This window comes from Effusibacillus pohliae DSM 22757, assembly GCF_000376225.1.
In the GTDB taxonomy this organism is placed as follows: domain Bacteria; phylum Bacillota; class Bacilli; order Tumebacillales; family Effusibacillaceae; genus Effusibacillus; species Effusibacillus pohliae.
On record NZ_AQXL01000110.1, the window covers coordinates 1 to 16333 of the forward strand.

General features: G+C 55.2%; 17 protein-coding genes, 10 tRNA genes and 1 pseudogene. 25 read left to right on the top strand and 3 right to left on the bottom strand.

The window, feature by feature from the left end; translation table 11 throughout:
* Positions 1 to 8: 8 nt before the first annotated feature.
* From C230_RS0106060 to C230_RS0106145, 18 genes and pseudogenes are all read left to right on the top strand, one after another.
* Positions 9 to 84: transfer RNA gene (locus C230_RS0106060), tRNA-Thr, on the top strand.
* A gap of 85 nt (positions 85 to 169) precedes the next feature.
* A tRNA-Glu gene (locus C230_RS0106065) sits at positions 170 to 246 on the top strand.
* A gap of 65 nt (positions 247 to 311) precedes the next feature.
* A tRNA-Val gene (locus C230_RS0106070) sits at positions 312 to 387 on the top strand.
* A 91-nt stretch (positions 388 to 478) separates the two neighbouring features.
* Positions 479 to 554, top strand: a tRNA-Met gene (locus C230_RS0106075).
* A gap of 4 nt (positions 555 to 558) precedes the next feature.
* Positions 559 to 635, top strand: a tRNA-Asp gene (locus C230_RS0106080).
* Between the two features lie 177 nt (positions 636 to 812).
* Positions 813 to 886 (top strand) — tRNA-Gly (locus tag C230_RS0106085).
* Positions 887 to 1478: 592 nt separating this feature from the next.
* Positions 1479 to 1567, top strand: a tRNA-Ser gene (locus tag C230_RS0106090).
* A 240-nt stretch (positions 1568 to 1807) separates the two neighbouring features.
* The gene (locus C230_RS0106095) at positions 1808 to 2389 is read left to right on the top strand and encodes an anthranilate synthase component II (RefSeq protein WP_018131146.1); all 582 of its coding nucleotides are present in this window, start codon (positions 1808 to 1810) and stop codon (positions 2387 to 2389) included.
* Entirely contained in the window at positions 2386 to 3834 is a 1449-nt protein-coding gene (locus tag C230_RS0106100; RefSeq protein ID WP_018131147.1) for an anthranilate synthase component I family protein, read from the top strand. The genes C230_RS0106095 and C230_RS0106100 overlap by 4 nt, the downstream gene beginning before the upstream one ends.
* Before the next feature lie 40 nt (positions 3835 to 3874).
* Positions 3875 to 4339 carry a L,D-transpeptidase gene (locus tag C230_RS19615; RefSeq protein WP_245533973.1) on the top strand — a complete coding sequence of 155 codons (465 nt, stop codon included), beginning with the start codon at positions 3875 to 3877 and terminating at the stop codon, positions 4337 to 4339.
* Between the two features lie 116 nt (positions 4340 to 4455).
* Positions 4456 to 5856 (top strand): LCP family protein, encoded by a 1401-nt coding sequence (locus C230_RS21255; RefSeq protein ID WP_018131149.1) that lies wholly within the window; start codon positions 4456 to 4458, stop codon positions 5854 to 5856.
* A gap of 144 nt (positions 5857 to 6000) precedes the next feature.
* Positions 6001 to 7365 carry a MurT ligase domain-containing protein gene (locus tag C230_RS0106115; protein WP_018131150.1) on the top strand — a complete coding sequence of 455 codons (1365 nt, stop codon included), beginning with the start codon at positions 6001 to 6003 and terminating at the stop codon, positions 7363 to 7365.
* The gene (locus tag C230_RS0106120; protein WP_018131151.1) at positions 7346 to 8095 is read left to right on the top strand and encodes a type 1 glutamine amidotransferase; all 750 of its coding nucleotides are present in this window, start codon (positions 7346 to 7348) and stop codon (positions 8093 to 8095) included. Before C230_RS0106115 ends, C230_RS0106120 begins: the two co-directional genes overlap by 20 nt.
* A gap of 155 nt (positions 8096 to 8250) precedes the next feature.
* Positions 8251 to 8343, top strand: a tRNA-Ser gene (locus C230_RS0106125).
* A gap of 10 nt (positions 8344 to 8353) precedes the next feature.
* Positions 8354 to 8430: transfer RNA gene (locus C230_RS0106130), tRNA-Met, on the top strand.
* A gap of 33 nt (positions 8431 to 8463) precedes the next feature.
* Positions 8464 to 8558: transfer RNA gene (locus tag C230_RS0106135), tRNA-Ser, on the top strand.
* A gap of 195 nt (positions 8559 to 8753) precedes the next feature.
* Positions 8754 to 8918: pseudogene (locus C230_RS0106140) on the top strand (CorA family divalent cation transporter); the annotation flags it as partial.
* Between the two features lie 14 nt (positions 8919 to 8932).
* Positions 8933 to 10210: a BaiN/RdsA family NAD(P)/FAD-dependent oxidoreductase gene (locus C230_RS0106145; protein WP_018131153.1), complete on the top strand. Its 1278-nt coding sequence runs from the start codon at positions 8933 to 8935 to the stop codon at positions 10208 to 10210.
* Positions 10211 to 10255: 45 nt separating this feature from the next.
* On the opposite strand, the gene C230_RS0106150 is transcribed toward C230_RS0106145, so the two are convergent.
* The 3 genes from C230_RS0106150 to C230_RS0106160 all read right to left on the bottom strand — a co-directional run bounded on the left by C230_RS0106150 (position 10256) and on the right by C230_RS0106160 (position 11335).
* Complete coding sequence (locus tag C230_RS0106150; RefSeq protein ID WP_018131154.1) at positions 10256 to 10540, bottom strand: DUF1292 domain-containing protein; 285 nt, start codon at positions 10538 to 10540, stop codon at positions 10256 to 10258.
* A gap of 119 nt (positions 10541 to 10659) precedes the next feature.
* Positions 10660 to 11055 (bottom strand): YlbF family regulator, encoded by a 396-nt coding sequence (locus C230_RS0106155; RefSeq protein WP_018131155.1) that lies wholly within the window; start codon positions 11053 to 11055, stop codon positions 10660 to 10662.
* 82 nt (positions 11056 to 11137) lie between these two features.
* Positions 11138 to 11335, bottom strand: a complete 198-nt coding sequence (locus tag C230_RS0106160) for a hypothetical protein (protein WP_018131156.1) — start codon at positions 11333 to 11335, stop codon at positions 11138 to 11140.
* Between the two features lie 408 nt (positions 11336 to 11743).
* On the opposite strand from C230_RS0106160, the gene C230_RS0106170 reads away from it, so the two are divergent.
* The 7 genes from C230_RS0106170 (at position 11744) to C230_RS0106205 (ending at position 16308) form a co-directional block, all read left to right on the top strand.
* Entirely contained in the window at positions 11744 to 12190 is a 447-nt protein-coding gene (locus C230_RS0106170) for a hypothetical protein (RefSeq protein WP_018131158.1), read from the top strand.
* A gap of 107 nt (positions 12191 to 12297) precedes the next feature.
* On the top strand, positions 12298 to 12771 hold the full coding sequence (locus C230_RS0106175; RefSeq protein WP_018131159.1) for a cysteine hydrolase family protein: 474 nt from the start codon (positions 12298 to 12300) through the stop codon (positions 12769 to 12771).
* Between the two features lie 88 nt (positions 12772 to 12859).
* The gene (locus C230_RS19625) at positions 12860 to 13036 is read left to right on the top strand and encodes a hypothetical protein (protein WP_018131160.1); all 177 of its coding nucleotides are present in this window, start codon (positions 12860 to 12862) and stop codon (positions 13034 to 13036) included.
* A gap of 23 nt (positions 13037 to 13059) precedes the next feature.
* Positions 13060 to 13224: a hypothetical protein gene (locus C230_RS22415; RefSeq protein ID WP_156807371.1), complete on the top strand. Its 165-nt coding sequence runs from the start codon at positions 13060 to 13062 to the stop codon at positions 13222 to 13224.
* A 97-nt stretch (positions 13225 to 13321) separates the two neighbouring features.
* Positions 13322 to 13903 (top strand): ATP-dependent Clp endopeptidase proteolytic subunit ClpP, encoded by a 582-nt coding sequence (clpP, locus tag C230_RS0106190; RefSeq protein WP_018131162.1) that lies wholly within the window; start codon positions 13322 to 13324, stop codon positions 13901 to 13903.
* A gap of 10 nt (positions 13904 to 13913) precedes the next feature.
* Entirely contained in the window at positions 13914 to 14990 is a 1077-nt protein-coding gene (locus C230_RS19630; protein WP_018131163.1) for a class I SAM-dependent methyltransferase, read from the top strand.
* 286 nt (positions 14991 to 15276) lie between these two features.
* Positions 15277 to 16308: an ArsJ-associated glyceraldehyde-3-phosphate dehydrogenase gene (locus tag C230_RS0106205; RefSeq protein WP_018131164.1), complete on the top strand. Its 1032-nt coding sequence runs from the start codon at positions 15277 to 15279 to the stop codon at positions 16306 to 16308.
* Positions 16309 to 16333 lie beyond the last annotated feature (25 nt).

Genomic DNA, 16333 nt, shown 5'->3' on the forward strand with positions numbered 1-16333 from the left:
CGGTCAACGCTTCCTTAGCTCAGTCGGCAGAGCGCATCCATGGTAAGGATGAGGTCGCCGGTTCGATCCCGGCAGGAAGCTCCAGACAAACCCACCGAAGGAAAGCGCGGTTTCGCGGCAACGCTGAATGCTTCGGTAGCGGTTGAAAGCAAGTTCTATTCATCCAAGTGGCGCGTTGGAGAAGTGGCTTAACTCACCGCCCTTTCAAGGCGGCATTCACGGGTTCGAATCCCGTACGCGTCACCAACATGGGGCCCCCACAAAGTATTTGGTGTTGCTGCAAAGCTTCGCTTCACTTTGTGGGGTATTTCGGAGGCTTAGCTCAGCTGGGAGAGCATCTGCCTTACAAGCAGAGGGTCGGCGGTTCGATCCCGTCAGCCTCCACCAATTTTCCATCAAACTCTTGTTCGCCAACGTACCGGAGTGGCTTTGAAGTGCAGTGCCGGGATTCTGGCGGAGCAGCAAAATTTATCATCGTCGCGGGGTGGAGCAGTTGGCAGCTCGTCGGGCTCATAACCCGAAGGTCGCAGGTTCGAGTCCTGCCCCCGCAACCAGAGTGGAGCTGTGGTGTAGTGGCCTAACATGCCCGCCTGTCACGCGGGAGATCGCGGGTTCGAATCCCGTCAGCTCCGCCACTGTTTCAAAGCGATCATTCCGCCGGCAGGTGACAACTCGCGCTGCGGAACCATCCTTGATTTACAACCGGGATACCGGAATTGCGCTTCGACAGCTCAAGCTGTGCAATCGGCAACGGAGTTGCCGTATCCTGTCTGTTTCTGCTATACTTTTGTTGTGACAAGCGCAAAGCCTATGCGGGTGTAGTTCAATGGTAGAACTCCAGCTTCCCAAGCTGGCGGCGTGGGTTCGATTCCCATCACCCGCTCCACACTGAAACCCTTGAGAAATCAAGGTTTTTTTGATTTATGGACACCAAGCGTGGCATCATTCCCGCACGAAAAATCTTCGGGGGCCCTGAATCCGGTGTCGAAGATGTTGGATCACCCAGATAACCAATAACTTTTTGCCCCCTTGGTTCTGGTAAGGTAGGGTTGACAAAGCGACATCAGTCAAATCGACAATTGGCACTATGCCGAAGGAGAGGATGTATGCGCGAATCGGTTGGCTCCCCAAAAATTTTTTGCGATATGTCAGGATAACTGACAGGGATGAAGACCCTTTCGCCTGATTTGCTGTACATTAAGGGTGCGGGATGTCCGGGCTCTTCGCATCCTGAAACTCCAACTCCACTCCTTTCTCACGGTACCTGATGCAGGTACCCTTTTTTTTTCTAAACATGTTGCTGTCGGAACGTGAATACGCGGATTGGCGACGGTCAATCGGCTGGCTCCTGTGTTCGGAGGTTTTGATCCCGATTTCTCAATGTGTTAAGATCCGGTGTAGTGGTCACCGACTACTTGTCATTTCCTGCGGATCTTGTTATAATGCAAAATTGCAAGATCGACTTTTTATACGTACCTGGAGGGATACCGAAGTGGTCATAACGGGGCGGTCTTGAAAACCGTTAGGGCGCAAGCCCACGGGGGTTCGAATCCCTCTCCCTCCGCCAGAACGAACGCCATCCGCGGCAGGATGGCGTTTTTTCATTGACAAACCGGAAGTTCGTTGTTACCATGATTGAAACACCACAAAGTTTTGAATTTGCAGAGCCGAGTTGAGATGAGTAGAATGAGGGGAGTGAAGCCGAGGAACGCGGGATCTTGTGAGACAAGACCAGCTTCGTTGAGGCTGGTCTTTTTGTGTTGAGCTGTCGGAGCCGAGATGAGCAGAGAGGAGAGGAGTGGAGCGCATGATCGCTGTGATCGACAATTACGATTCGTTTACTTACAATCTGGTGCAGTATCTGCGGGAATTCGGATGTGAAGTGAAAACGTTTCGCAACGACAAGGTGACGGTGGCCGAGCTGGCAGCATTGCCGTTGACTCATCTGCTGATTTCGCCGGGGCCATGCACGCCCGATCAGGCGGGGATCTCGCTGGAAGCGATCCGGTTTTTTGCCGGAAAAGTGCCGATCCTGGGGGTCTGCTTGGGACACCAGTCGATCGGGCAGGCGTTTGGCGGCCGAATTGTCAAAGCCAAAAGGATGATGCACGGCAAAACATCGCCCGTTTTTCATACGGGGGAAAGCGTTTTTCAGACGCTGCCCAGTCCTTTCCGGGCCACCCGGTACCATTCGTTGGTGGTGGAGAAAAACAGCCTGCCGGCCTGTCTGCAGGTGATCGCCGAGTCAGACGATGGAGAAATCATGGCGCTTCAGCATCGCGAGTACGCGATCACGGGCGTCCAGTTTCACCCGGAAAGCATCATGACCGAACACGGCAAAACGATCATCCGCAACTTTCTGGAGCAGCGGGAGAGGGTGCTCGCATGAAGACGGTCGCCAGCAAGATTCGGGTTCACTCGCAGGAGCGGGTATATCCGCGAACCGTTGACGCATTTGAGGTATTTCGCAAGCTGCACGCAAAATATGGTGCGACGTCCGCGTTTTTGCTGGATTCCGTAAGCGATCCGAAAAGCCGCTATTGTTCGTCCCTGATTGGCTTGTTTCCATTGGTGGCCTGCCGCTTCAAGGGACGGACTCTGTTGGTCGAAGGCGATCCGGCACTGATCCCGACGATCGCTGAAAACTTGCGCGGCAACGGGCATGCGCTGCCGAAATTTTCCGGTCCGCTGCCGCCGGTGTTGGATACCATCCGAAACAGTTTCGAACTGGTCGGCAAACCGGCACTGCAGCCGTATTCGTTTGGTTTCATCGGCTTTTTCTCATACGACGCGATCCGTTACTTTGAAGCGATCCCCAATACGGCGCTGGACGACCGCGGCTTGGACGACGTGCTGCTGCAGATTCATCAGGTAATCCTGCATTTTGAGCAGGATCGGATTCGGGTGGTCATCAACCGGGTGGCAGGTGTGGAGACGCCCGATTTTTCCGCGATCGAATCGTTGCTGACGGCCGACGGGGCGCCGCCGTTTGCAGGGTTTGACCCGTCGCGGCTGGTCGTGGAAGAAGATGTGCAGAAAGAGGAATATCTCGAACGCGTAAAACGGGCGAAGGAGTACATCCGCGAGGGAGACATTTTTCAGGTGGTGCTTTCCAAGCGGGACCGCGTGATCGGGCGGATTGACCCGCTGTTGGTGTACCAGCGGTTAAAGGATGTCAACCCGTCGCCTTATATGTTCTTTGTCGATTATGGCAGGTATCGGGTCTTCGGGGCGAGCCCGGAAATGCAGATCCGGTTGGAAAATGGGCTCGCGCAGATGCGCCCGATTGCCGGCACGACCAAGGGAAAAGGCAGGACGGAGGAAGAAAACCGGGCGCTGATCGAGAATCTGCTGGCGGATGAGAAGGAGAAAGCGGAACATCTGATGCTGGTCGATCTGTGTCGGAACGATCTGGGTCGGGTGTGCAAGCCGGGAACGGTGCGGGTGAAAGATTTTATGGCGGTGGAGGAGTACTCGCATGTGTTCCATATCGTGTCCACGGTCGAAGGAGAGGTCGAGCCGGACGTGTCGCCGTTTGACGTATTCTTGTCGACGTTTCCGGCCGGAACGTTGAGCGGGGCGCCGAAAGTGCGGGCGATGGAAATCATCGATGAGCTGGAGACGCTGTCGCGAGGGATCTACGGGGGAGTCATCGGCTTCTTCGATTTTCTCGGGAATATGAACACGGCGATTGTGATTCGGACGGTAATCAACCAGGACGGGGTTTCCTATTTGCAGGCGGGAGCCGGCATCGTCGCCGATTCGGTGCCGGAAAACGAATGGAACGAATGCGATCACAAGCTGCGGGCGTTGAAAACGGCACTGTTTTCATAGAATGGCAGCGAACGGAATGAGAGAAGCTACAGCGTAGGAGGTGGTTCTTCTGAAGCTGCGAGCTTCTCTTTTTTCTGCCGCGTTGGCCGGTTGTTTGACAGGCGTATTCCCAACCCCTTCTTATATCATGGTCGACAAGTCGAACAATACCCTTACGTTTTATTCGTACAATATCCCCGTCCGTACGTTTTCCGTGGCCACCGGCCGCAGCGAGGAGGACACTCCGGTCGGCACGTTTCCGGTCGTCATGCTGGTGAAAAATCCCTGGTACCTGAAACAGAACATTCCGGGCGGCGACCCGAACAATCCGCTCGGCTCCCGCTGGATCGGGCTGGAAGTGCCGGGGACGGACGGTTCCCAATATGGCATCCACGGCACCAACCAACCGGACTCGATCGGCGCTCACCAATCGGCCGGCTGTATCCGCATGCGAAATGAGGACGTCAACTGGTTATACGAGTACGTGCGAGTGGGCACGTGGGTGAGCATCGTTCCCAAGTCCTGAAAATTGTCATCTTCTTGTGATATAAAAGTATGATATAATGAGGATTGTCTTAAAAACGGAGTCGGATTTTGGCGATTGATTGAGTGTCGATTTTGGTAGAGTAAGGGGAATTGTTGATGGAACGGATCGCTCGCTTTAAAAAGAAACGGCCTTTTTACCGGCGGAAAGGGTTTCTATATAGTTTGTGTTTCCTGCTCTTGATGGTAATTGGCGGAGCCGGTTATTATGCATATTCTGTTTACAGCTTTACGCAAAAAATTTCCAAACCGACGAATCCTGACGAACCGATTGCAATGGAAGAGTGGACCGGTACGGAACGGGTGAATATTGCGCTGCTCGGTGTCGACTCGCGGCCGGGGGACGGTCCGCCGCGGAGCGATTCGATCATGGTGCTGAGCATCGACCCGCAGACCAAACAGGCCGCTTTGTTTTCTGTGTTGCGGGATACGTATTATAAGATTCCCGGTCACGGATTCCGTAAGATCAATGAGGCGTTTGCGCTAGGCGGGCCGCGATTGACTGTGGACACGGTTTCCAAATTTATGCAACTGCCGATCCATTACTATGTGAAGACAGATTTTAACGGGTTCGCCAATATAGTCGACGTGCTCGGCGGCATCGACATGTATGTGGAAAAGGACATGGATTGGCAGGATGACGGCACCTATGATATTCACCTGAAAAAAGGCTACCAGCATCTGGATGGAAAACATGCCCTGATGTACGTGCGTTTTCGCCATGATGCGATGTCCGACTTCACCCGAACGGAACGGCAGCGAAAGTTTCTGGCGACATTGGCGTCCGAGTTGAAGTCGACCAGTTCGTTGATTAAATTGCCGGATATTTTGAAAGCGATCCAGAACGATGTGGAGACCAACATGTCATTCAGCGACATGGTAAAACTGGCCAAATTGGCTTACAACCTGGATCTCAGCCAGCTGCAATCGGTGCAGCTGCCGCCGTTCCAGGATTCCACCGGATCGAAACCGGCGCTGGTCGACGCCGTCCGGAACGGGGCTGCCGTGGTGATTCCCGATTTGTACGAAACGAGACTGCTGGTTCACAAGACGCTGAATGACGGCCAAACTGTGGTCAGAACCTATGACGATCAGGCGCCGATGGTGGCGGAGGATGCCCCGCCGAAGAATACAATGTCGGCGACTCCTCCGGCGCCCAAACTGCCAACTCCGCCCGCCAACACGGGAGGAACCGGCAGCAAATCGGGCACTGGCTCGAATGGTACCGGTGGCACCAACTCCGGGGGAAGCACAGGCGGTACCGGTACCGGCGGTGGCTCCGGCACTTCAACCGGCGGGACGAAGCCGGGCGGAACCGGCGGAAGTGGCACTGGTACGGGCAATACAAACGGCGGCAGTCCGGCAGGGGGAGGGGCCGGTTCAGGTAACGGCGGGCCCACAGGTGGCGGCTCGCCCGGGGGAAGCGGAGGCGGAACAGGTACGCAAACCGTCCCCACGCCTCAGCCGCCAACTCCTCCATCATCTCCTTCCACTTCCTGAATGAGACGGGATGAATCAGACGCAGACGGGATCGTGCGGGTGGCTGATAGAGGGTCTCCAGATCGGAGACTCTTTTTCATTGCGGGATTGCGTTGTACAAGCTATCATTGATCTAGACACCATAGGATTCAAGGGGGCTTTTGCTTGAAAGCTTTAAGAATATGGCTGGCAATCGTGGCAGCAAAGGCGACTAAGCGGCTGTTGGCGGTCTTGGGCCGGAAAGGAACCACTCTGCCGGGAGCGGTCGCGCTTCGCATCTGTCCGGACTTGTTGCACTATTACGGCCGCAAACTGGAAGACCGGGTCGTGTTAGTGACCGGCACCAACGGGAAGACGACGACGAGCAATCTGCTTGCCCATTTTTTGCGGAAAGACGGGCGCGATGTGATTTCCAATTCGCTCGGCGCCAATTTGATTCAGGGGATTGCGGCCGCTCTGGTCGAAGGGGTGTCCGGGTCAAGTCGAAGCCAGTCGGCTGTGCTGGAGGTCGATGAGGCGACGATCGGCAAATTGATTGAACCGCTGCAGCCGACCGCGGTTGTGGTGACCAATTTTTTCCGGGACCAGATGGACCGATATGGGGAACTGGATACGGTCGTCGGGATGGTGGGACGCGCTCTGGAGCGTTCTCCGGCGAATACGACGCTGGTGTTAAATGCGGACGACCCGCTGGTTTCTTCGATCGCTCCACCGGGAAAAAAGACGGTCTATTACGGAATCGAGTCGAGCGCGATTCAGACGGACGAGCAGGGGGAAGTGCGCGACGGCAAGTTCTGCCGCCGTTGCGGGTCAAGCCTTCGATATAGTTTGTATCACTACGGGCAGCTCGGCTTTTATGAATGTCCGGGATGCGGGTTCAAGCGGCAGACGCCGGATCAGGCAGCGCACGACGTGCGAATGCATGAAGGGGGGATCCTGTTTGAACTGGACGGAGAGACCGGTTTTTTGAATGCGCCCGCCTTTTACAATGTCTATAACGTGCTGGCGGCGATTTCGGCTGCGAAAGTGTTGGGCGTTCCATCGCAGGTGATCGGACGTGAGATGAAGAACCTGAACATCGGGCTCGGCCGTATGGAGCGCATCCTGGTGAATGGCTGGCAAGATGCGATGCTGGCATTGGTGAAAAATCCGACCGGCTGCAACCAGGTCCTGAAAGTGATCGGCCAGATGAATCAGCCGATTGATCTGGTTTTCATCCTCAATGACCGGTACGCGGACGGCACCGACGTGTCGTGGATCTGGGACACGCATCTGGAACGGCTGCGGGAGCAACCGGGTCTGCGCCGGATCGTGGCGGCGGGGACAAGGGCGCATGATATCGCCGTTCGTTTGAAGTACGCCGGTTTGGGGGATATCACGACGATTGGGGAAGGGGATGTGGCGGCGGTCGAAGCTGCGCTTGGCGAGTTGCCGGCAGGTCACACACTGTTTATTTTGTCTACGTATACATCCCTGTATGCAGTACGGGATCACTTGTTGGAGAAAGGTCGTGTGGCAGTTGAAGCTTAAGATCGGCTATCTGTATCCGGATTTGCTCGAGGTGTACAGTGACCGGGGGAATGTCACGGTCTTGCAGAAAAGGGCGGAATGGCGGGGCATCGACGTGCAGGTGGACCACATCACGATCGGCGACAACCCTGATCTGTCAGACTATGACTTGCTGTTCGCGGGCGGCGGTGAAGACCGGGAGCAGTTGCTGGTGGCGGAAGATCTGTTGAAAAAACGGGACTCGCTGTTCAAGGCGGTCGATTCTGGCACAGTGGTGCTGGCGATCTGCGGCAGCTACCAACTGCTCGGCCATTATTTTGAAACGATTGGCGGCAATCGGATTGAAGGGATTGGCCTGCTCGATCTCTACACGATCGGCGGCCGACGGCGGCTCGTTGGCAATGCGGTCGGCAAGCTGACGATTTTTGATGAGGAGTGCACGGTTGTCGGATATGAAAATCATTCGGGCAGGACGTATCTTGGCCCGGAAATGGCGCCGCTGGCGGCGGTGGTTAGCGGGTTCGGCAATAACGGGGAAGACGGATTGGAGGGCGTCGTGGAGGGCACTGTGTTCGGCACTTATTTGCATGGGCCGATTTTGTCGAAGAATCCGCGGCTGGCCGATCATTTGCTGCAGTTGGCGCTGCGACGGAGGACGGACAATCCGTACTTGCCGCCGCTCGACGATGATTGGGAATTGGCGGCACATGAGCGCGTCGTCCGGCAATATGCCCAGATTGGACGCAGGTAGCAGGACGTAACAGGTTGCTTTACGCCATTTTGTTCGAAAATCGGATCGGCGCCCGATTGAAATTCCGGCCAGGCCGTGGTACCATATCATTTGTCGCCGCGAACAGGCAACGCGAACAGGCAATGTGTTTTGCCTTGGCGGCAAGTGATGTTCGCGGAGAGATGTCCGAGTTGGTCGAAGGAGCACGATTGGAAATCGTGTAGGCGGTTCACCCCGCCTCGTGGGTTCGAATCCCACTCTCTCCGCCAGACAACCATTGGCTCGATAGCTCAGTTGGTGAGAGCGACGGATTCATAACCCGTAGGTCGGGGGTTCAATTCCCTCTCGAGCCACCATTTTCAGCCCATTCAAATCAAACAAAGCCAAGTGGAGTGATGGCCGAGTAGGTCGAAGGCGCTCGCCTGCTAAGCGAGTATACGGGAATAAACCCGTATCGAGGGTTCGAATCCCTCTCACTCCGCCAGTTAAGCTTGCTTTCGGGCAAAGGATCCGAAGGGGCTGCCTTGAGTGGGCAGCCCCTTCGCGGTTTACCCAATCAGGTGGAAAATCAACATTCCCAGGAGATTCAAGACCACCCGCATGCTCGCTCCTGTCAGGACACGTCTTAGGAGGAACGCGGATGATTCGTACCATGCTGGTTCTTAAAGATGGGGAAATCACGACGATTTTTATGCTGCTGACCTTTATTGTCGGCGTGTACGGCATGAATTTCGACAATATGCCGGAACTGCACTGGAAATACGGATACTATGCGGTGCTCGGGCTGATGGCCGCGATCGCGCTCGGCATGGTGCTCTGGTTCAAACGAAAAGGCTGGTTTTAAGGGAGTATGGGCAGATGAACTATGATGTGATCGTCGTCGGCGGCGGACCGTCCGGCCTGATGGCATGCGTTTCCGCCGGAATGCAAGGAGCGAAAGTGCTGCTCGTCGACAAGGGGGACAGGCTTGGCCGGAAGCTGGCGATTTCGGGCGGCGGCCGCTGCAATGTGACGAATAATCGGGACATCGACGAGATTGTCAAAAATATACCGGGAAACGGGCGGTTCCTGTACAGTGCGTTTTCCATTTTTAACAACCGCGACATCATCCGATTTTTTGAGGAATTGGGGATTCGGCTGAAGGAGGAAGACAGGGGCAGAATGTTTCCGGTCTCGAATCGGTCGAAAGATGTGGTCGAAGCCCTGATCCGAAAAGTGAAAGAAGTGGGCACGGAGATCCGCGTGCATGCCCCCGTCGAGCGGGTACTCTATCAGGATGGACAGGTAGTCGGGGTCCGCTTGCGTTCAGGCGAAGAAATCGACGCCTGCAACGTGATTGTGGCGGTGGGCGGGAAGTCGGTGCCGCATACAGGTTCGACCGGTGACGGATACGCGTGGGCTGAAGAAGCGGGTCATACGATCACGGAACTGTTCCCGACGGAAGTGCCGATCACGCTGAACGAAGATTTTATCCGGGAACGGCGGTTGCAGGGATTGTCCCTGCGCAACATTCATCTGGCGGTGTACAACGCAAAGGGCAAAAAAATGGTCGAACACGAAGGCGATATGATCTTTACCCATTTTGGCATTTCCGGGCCGGCGGCACTCCGCTGCAGCCAGTTTGTGGTGAAAGCGCTGAAACAGTCGAACGGGCAGGACATCCGGATGACGATCGACCTGTTTCCGGAAAAAACAGAGGACCAGATTTTTCACGAGACGTATGAACTGGCGAAGCGGGAACCGCGGAAAGCGGTAAAAAATGTGCTGAAAGGCTATTTGCAGGAGCGGATGATTCCGCTTGTGCTGGAGCGGGCAGGGCTGCGGGACGACATTACGTTCGCCAACCTGCCAAAAGCACCGTGGGCCAAAATGGCCCATTTGCTCAAAGCGTTTCCCCTCAGAGCGAACGGCACGCTGACGATCGAGGAAGCGTTTGTCACCGGCGGCGGCGTCAATCTGAAGGAAATCGATCCGAAGACGATGCAATCGAAGCTGATGCAGGGCTTGTTTTTCTGCGGGGAGATCCTGGATATTCACGGGTATACGGGAGGGTACAACATCACGGCTGCGTTCAGCACGGGTTACACCGCCGGAAAAAGCGCCGCGGAGCGGGCCTTGCGGCTGAGTGGGCAATAACGAACGGCCGCGCTTTTCACGCCGCGGCCGCCCGCTTGTGGACCGTTATTCTGTTGCGAAGCTTTCGTACGCCTGCACCACACGGTTCCACTCTTCGTCATCTTCAATATCAATCAAGTATTCTTCTCCGTTTTCATCCGCTTCGATCCGCAAGATGACCGCTTCCGCCGCTTCCTGGTCGCGCGGCACCAGGATCGCGTAATTTTTGTCAGACACTTCCATCACGTCAATAATCACGAACTCGTGATCGTTCCCTTCATCGTCGGTCAACACGACAACATCGTGCTCGTGGTCGCAGTCAGGACCATGCACGTGGTTATGTTCGGTCATTGTGGCAACCCTCTTCTCTGTTTCAGAATCAATGCTTCGATTCATGATACCATGGTAAAACTTGCCCCGTCAAATAAAAAAAGGAGAACGAACCGTTCTCCCGATTTGCGTCCCTATTGTCAGCCGCTGCCGCAACCGCCTGCGGATGGCCGCGGATACGGCACGCCGTTCACCTTGCCGGTGATGCAGTTGGCCAGCAATGTGGTGACCGATTGCAGCAGTTCGTCCACCTTGCTGCATGCTTGCTTAAACGCCGTTACCTCAGGAAACTGATCGAGCTGTTCGATCAGAGCGTTGATCGAATGTTCCAGCTCCTGCAGGTGAGGCCCCTGACTGTACCCCTGCAACTTTTCGTGCTCTGCCTGCATGTCCCGCAATTTTCGCAAGAGCGGTTTGATCTGCGGGTGGGCTTCCATCTTCTCTTTTGCCTGTTTATATACTTCCACTTCGGGGGAATCGGCGATCAAACAGCCCAGTTCATAGGCTTGTCCCCAGAGTTCGTTGTGGTCCACCATGGTGTACTCATCCTCCCTTATACCAGACAGTATAAAGAAAAGCCCGCGGGAAGTCACGGGCTTTTCACGGCTTCACAAATGATTAGTGGTGGTAATTGTGCACCGCATTGTGGTGTTTGAATTTTTCATCTCGCTTGTTGTCGATCTTTTCGATCCACAGACCGATCGCCAGCGAGGCCAGCAGGGTGATTCCCAGCACTGCGTACGATTTTGAAACGAGGCCGATCACGACCGACGCGAACACCAAGACGAAGAAGAAATACCGGTTCCCCCGTGTCACTGCGATCCCTCCTTTGTCTGCAAGTATAGCAAAAGAAACGGGCTTCGACCAGTCGGTCGGCTTGCTGCAGATTCGAAATTCCGAAGACAAATTTTTCCCCCAAATGGTAAGCTGACCCGGAATTCGTGTTCGAATTTTTGTTAGAAACAAGCTGCTGCATTTACTTGACGGAGCCCGGAATTATTTTTATGCTAAATGGGAATAGAAAGAGTGGAAGGAGGCGTCAGCGATGTGGGGTCTCTTGGCGTTTATCGGCGGAGTTTTCTTGCTGTTGTTTATGTGCGCGAACATCACGTCGGAAAAATTTAATGAAGCGATCAAAAAGCAGCATGAGCAATGGGAGCAGTAGATGCAGGCAGGCGGAGCGTCCCCTGCTTTTTTTCTAAGCCGATGTTGGGAGTGTGTGGCATGAAACCTGTCTTGACGTTCCCCAAGGCCGATCATTACGCTTTTTTTTATGAAGAAGCGCACCTGATGCTTGTGAGCTGGCAGCGGGATGACAAAAAAGAGCTGTACCGCATCGCCGGACAGCAGGGGGAAACGCTGCAGCTCGATTACCCAGGCGAACTGTATACGGAACGCGTGATGGAACTGATCAGCCGGATTTTTTTCATCACCGTGCAGGAGGAAACACAGGAGAAAGCGTACGCGTTAGGCGCGTTCTTCAGCTTGCGCGACCAAGGCTACGCGGTCTATTACGAGCGGGAAAAAACGTCCCATTCGCAACTGGTTTTCTTCCGGGTGGCGGAAGAAGCGGACGGATACGGCCTGCAGGTGGTCGAAGACGAAGCGGAACAGAACTTGGTCGTCAACGAGATCGAACAACGGTACGGCAGTTTTCTGCATATCCACTAGCAATGGCCTCCGCAGATACATAAGAAGCATTGACAATTGTTGAAACCGGGCGAATGCTTGTGTTACCATGAGATAGGAAATTTGGCGACGGAAAGGTGCGACAGTCAATGAAAAAGGCGCTGCTGCTGATTGATGTGCAAGAAGATTTTCTCGGCAATCTGGGCAATTTGGACTACATTGTCCGGCTGAGCCAACAGTATCTGGATCAAAACGCGAACGAATATGACCTGATTATCACCACGACCTGGAAATATGAAGACAACGAAGGCAAGGACACATTGCTGATCTCCCATCCGAAAGCGAAGCGGGTGGAAAAGAGAACCTACTCCGCATTCAATGAGGAAGTGAAAAAACTGCTGGAAGAGCATCAGATCGAACTTGTCCATCTGGGCGGCATGGACGCCGAAATGGCCGTCATGGCGACCATGTACAGCCTGCTGGATAACGGGTACAAGGTGCAGATTCTGGAACCGCTGCTCGCTTCCTACCATGCGCGGAACTGGGAAGCGACGACGATTATGAAGCACGTGCTCGGCGAAGAAAATGTGTTGCGCGTCGGTGGCGACCGCGTGTGGGTGTAAGTGACAGCCGAGACACTTTTTGTCGGGTGTGATTCCCTGCTGCCAGGGTCAAACTAGTGATACGATGCTGGCGCTTGGGGGGATCCACGTGTCATGGGTATACTGGGCAGGTTTGTACGACAGCAAGTTTGAAGCCTACTGCGCCGTCATGTGGGTGGAAGGCGACAAGCGGATCTATGGGAACCATCCGCCGCGTGAAGTGGAATTGTATCGGACACGAAAAGGCAAATATGGCGTTCGGTTTCGTTCCGACAGAACCCGATGAAAAAACAGGAGCCACCGCGACAGGTGGCTCTGCTTTTGGCAAGTCCTTACCGTGCCGTAGCGGAGGCAGGGTTCGGCCGGGCGGCGGGCGCGGCTGCTTGCGGAACGGCCGGCTGCTCGGTTGTCGAAATCCCGATCGCATGCATCATCGGGCAGACACGGGTGACGCCGGATATGCGGATATCATGAGAAAGAGAATTTGTAACGGCGGGCACTTTCAGGAAAGGGACGGATGTGGCATACTGAATACGAAACGGGAAGCATCGCTTGAAGGAGGCGTACATAGATGAATCTGGTGCCGATTGTGGTTGAACAGACGAGCCGCGGAGAACGCTCGTACGACATTTATTCCCGTCTGTTGAAAGACCGGATTGTGTTCTTGGGAAGCGAAATCGACGACATGGTCGCCAATTCGGTGATCGCCCAATTGCTGTTCCTGGCGGCGGAAGATCCGGAGAAGGACATCCACTTGTATATCAACAGCCCGGGCGGTTCGATCACCGCAGGCATGGCCATCTATGACACGATGCAGTACATCAAGCCGGACGTATCCACCATCTGCATCGGGCTGGCCGCTTCGATGGGCGCATTCTTGCTGACGGCCGGGGCTAAAGGCAAACGGTACGCGCTGCCGAACGCGGAAGTGATGATTCACCAGCCGCTGGGCGGGGCGCGCGGCCAGGCGGCCGACATCAAAATCGCCGCTGAGCGGATTCTCCGCATGCGCGACACGCTGAACCGGATCATTGCGGAACGGTCCGGGCAGCCGCTGGAGAAGGTGGAACGGGATACCGACCGCGACTATTTTATGACCGCGGAAGAAGCGAAAGAATACGGCTTGATCGACAAGGTCATCGAAAAAATCTAGGGTTTTCCGCATGAACGAACTGGAAGCCATCATCCGGCAGCGCATCCGCGAAAAGGGGCCTGTCCCTTTTCGCGATTTTATGGAATGGGCCCTCTATTTTCCGGAACTTGGGTACTATCAGCGGCAACGGGATCCGTTTGGAAAATCGGGCGATTTTTACACCGCGCCGACCGTGCATCCGGTGTTCGGCGAAACGATCGCGCGCGACCTGGTGTCCCGCTGGGAGCAGCTTGACCGTCCTGTTCCGTGCACCGTTCTGGAATGCGGGGCCGGGCGGGGAACCCTTGCCAAACAGATTTTGGACGCCATCAGGGACAGCACACCGGAGTTGTATGCGGCGGTGGAGTATCGCATTTGGGAACGATCCACTTCCCTGCGGGTGGTTCAGCAAACGATCCTGCAAGGGCAACCGGTGGATTGGATCTCCGATGTGAATGAAATCGCCCCGTTCACCGGCATCGTCCTGTCAAACGAACTGATCGACGCGATGCCGGTGCACGTTGTGGCGAAATCGGACAAGTGTTTGCAGGAACTGTATGTAACGGAACAAAATGGCCAGCTTGCGGAATGGTGGGGACCGGTTTCCGACGAAAGGATCGTTCCGTACCTGCAACAATTTGCCCCACCCCTGAAAAATCGGCAGCGTGCCGAAGTCAATCTGGCTGCATTGGAATGGCTCGCGCTGGTGGCGCGTGCGCTCGCTACCGGCTGGATCATCACAATCGACTATGGGGAGCAGGCGGAATTGTTGTATGAGGGGCGAATGCACGGCACGCTCCGCGCCTACCGCCAGCACCAATTTTCCCCGAGCCTGTTGCGGGCTGTGGGAGAACAGGACATTACGGCTGATGTGAATTTTACGGCGTTGATGCAATCGGGAGAAGCGTTGGGCCTGCAGACCGTCTTTTACGGAACCCAGGCCCGGTTTCTGGTGGAAGCGGGGATTTTTCAGTTGCTTTCCCCCGACCCGGCAGCCGATCCGTTTCGGGATGACCGGATGAAACGGAATCTGGCGGTGAAACACTTGGTCCTGCCCGGAGGCATGGGAGAATGCTTTAAAGTACTGGTGCAACGGAAAATGGCTTGAGAGGTGGCTGCATGCTAAAGAAACTGGCGACCGGTCTGATTGTCGGCGGCCTGCTGTTTTTACTGCTGGGCATCTGGTTTCTGACGAACCGCTGAGAACAGGGAGTTCTTTTTAGGACTCGCTGTTTTTTTTGTGGAAATAATAGTGGAGAGAGCGGAATTTTGACACCAATAGAACAATTGTGTCATACTTTTTAGTAGAAATCGATAAATAGTATGGTGTAATTGCCCGGTTCGATGTAAAATAAGGGTGTATCTTTTTGTACGCTGGGAGGTTTTGTCGACGGATGACGATCAAACTGGGGATTAACGGATTTGGCAGGATCGGCCGGATGGTGTTTCGCGCGGCGATCCAAGATCCGGCGTTCGAGATTGCAGCGGTGAACGCGACGACGGATCCTGCTTCGGCCGCTCATCTGCTGAAATACGATTCGGTGCACGGGCGTTGGGATGCGGCGATCGAGGCGCAGGACAACGCGCTTCTGGTAAACGGGCATAAAGTACACATGATGTCAGACCGGGACCCGAACAACCTGAAATGGGGCGAGTACGGAGTTGACGTCGTGATCGAGTCGACCGGCAAGTTCCGTTCGAAAGAAACGGCCGGCATCCACCTGCAAAACGGTGCGAAGAAGGTGATTATCACGGCACCGGGAAAAGATGAGGACATCACGATCGTGATGGGCGTCAACGAGCATCTGTACGATCCGGAAAAGCACTCGGTCATCTCGAACGCATCCTGCACCACCAACTGCCTGGCGCCGGTGGTGAAAGTGCTGCATCAAGCGTTTGGCGTCGAGCAGGGACTGATGACAACCGTTCATTCCTACACGAATGACCAGCGCAATCTCGATAACCCGCACAAAGATTTGCGCCGCGCCCGCGCGTGCGCCACGTCGATCATCCCGACGTCCACAGGGGCGGCGAAAGCGGTGGCCCTCGTGTTGCCGGAACTGCAAGGCAAACTGAACGGACTCGCGCTGCGGGTACCGACCCCGAACGTGTCGGTGGTCGATTTTGTCGCCACATTGCAAAAAGAAGTGACGGCGGAAGAGGTGAACGAAGCGCTCAAACAGGCGGCGCAAGGACCGCTCAAGGGGATTCTCGAATATACGGAAGAACCGTTGGTGTCGATCGATTTTGTCGGTCATTCGGCGTCTTCGATCGTCGACGGGCTGTCGACGATGGTGGTAGGGGATCACACCGTCAAGGTGCTGGCCTGGTATGACAACGAATGGGGCTATTCCTGCCGGGTAGTCGATCTGGCTCGTCTGGTCGGCAGCAAACTGCAGGAAAAACAGGCGGTACTCAGCAACTGAATCGGCAGCCAGAACGGCGAACACG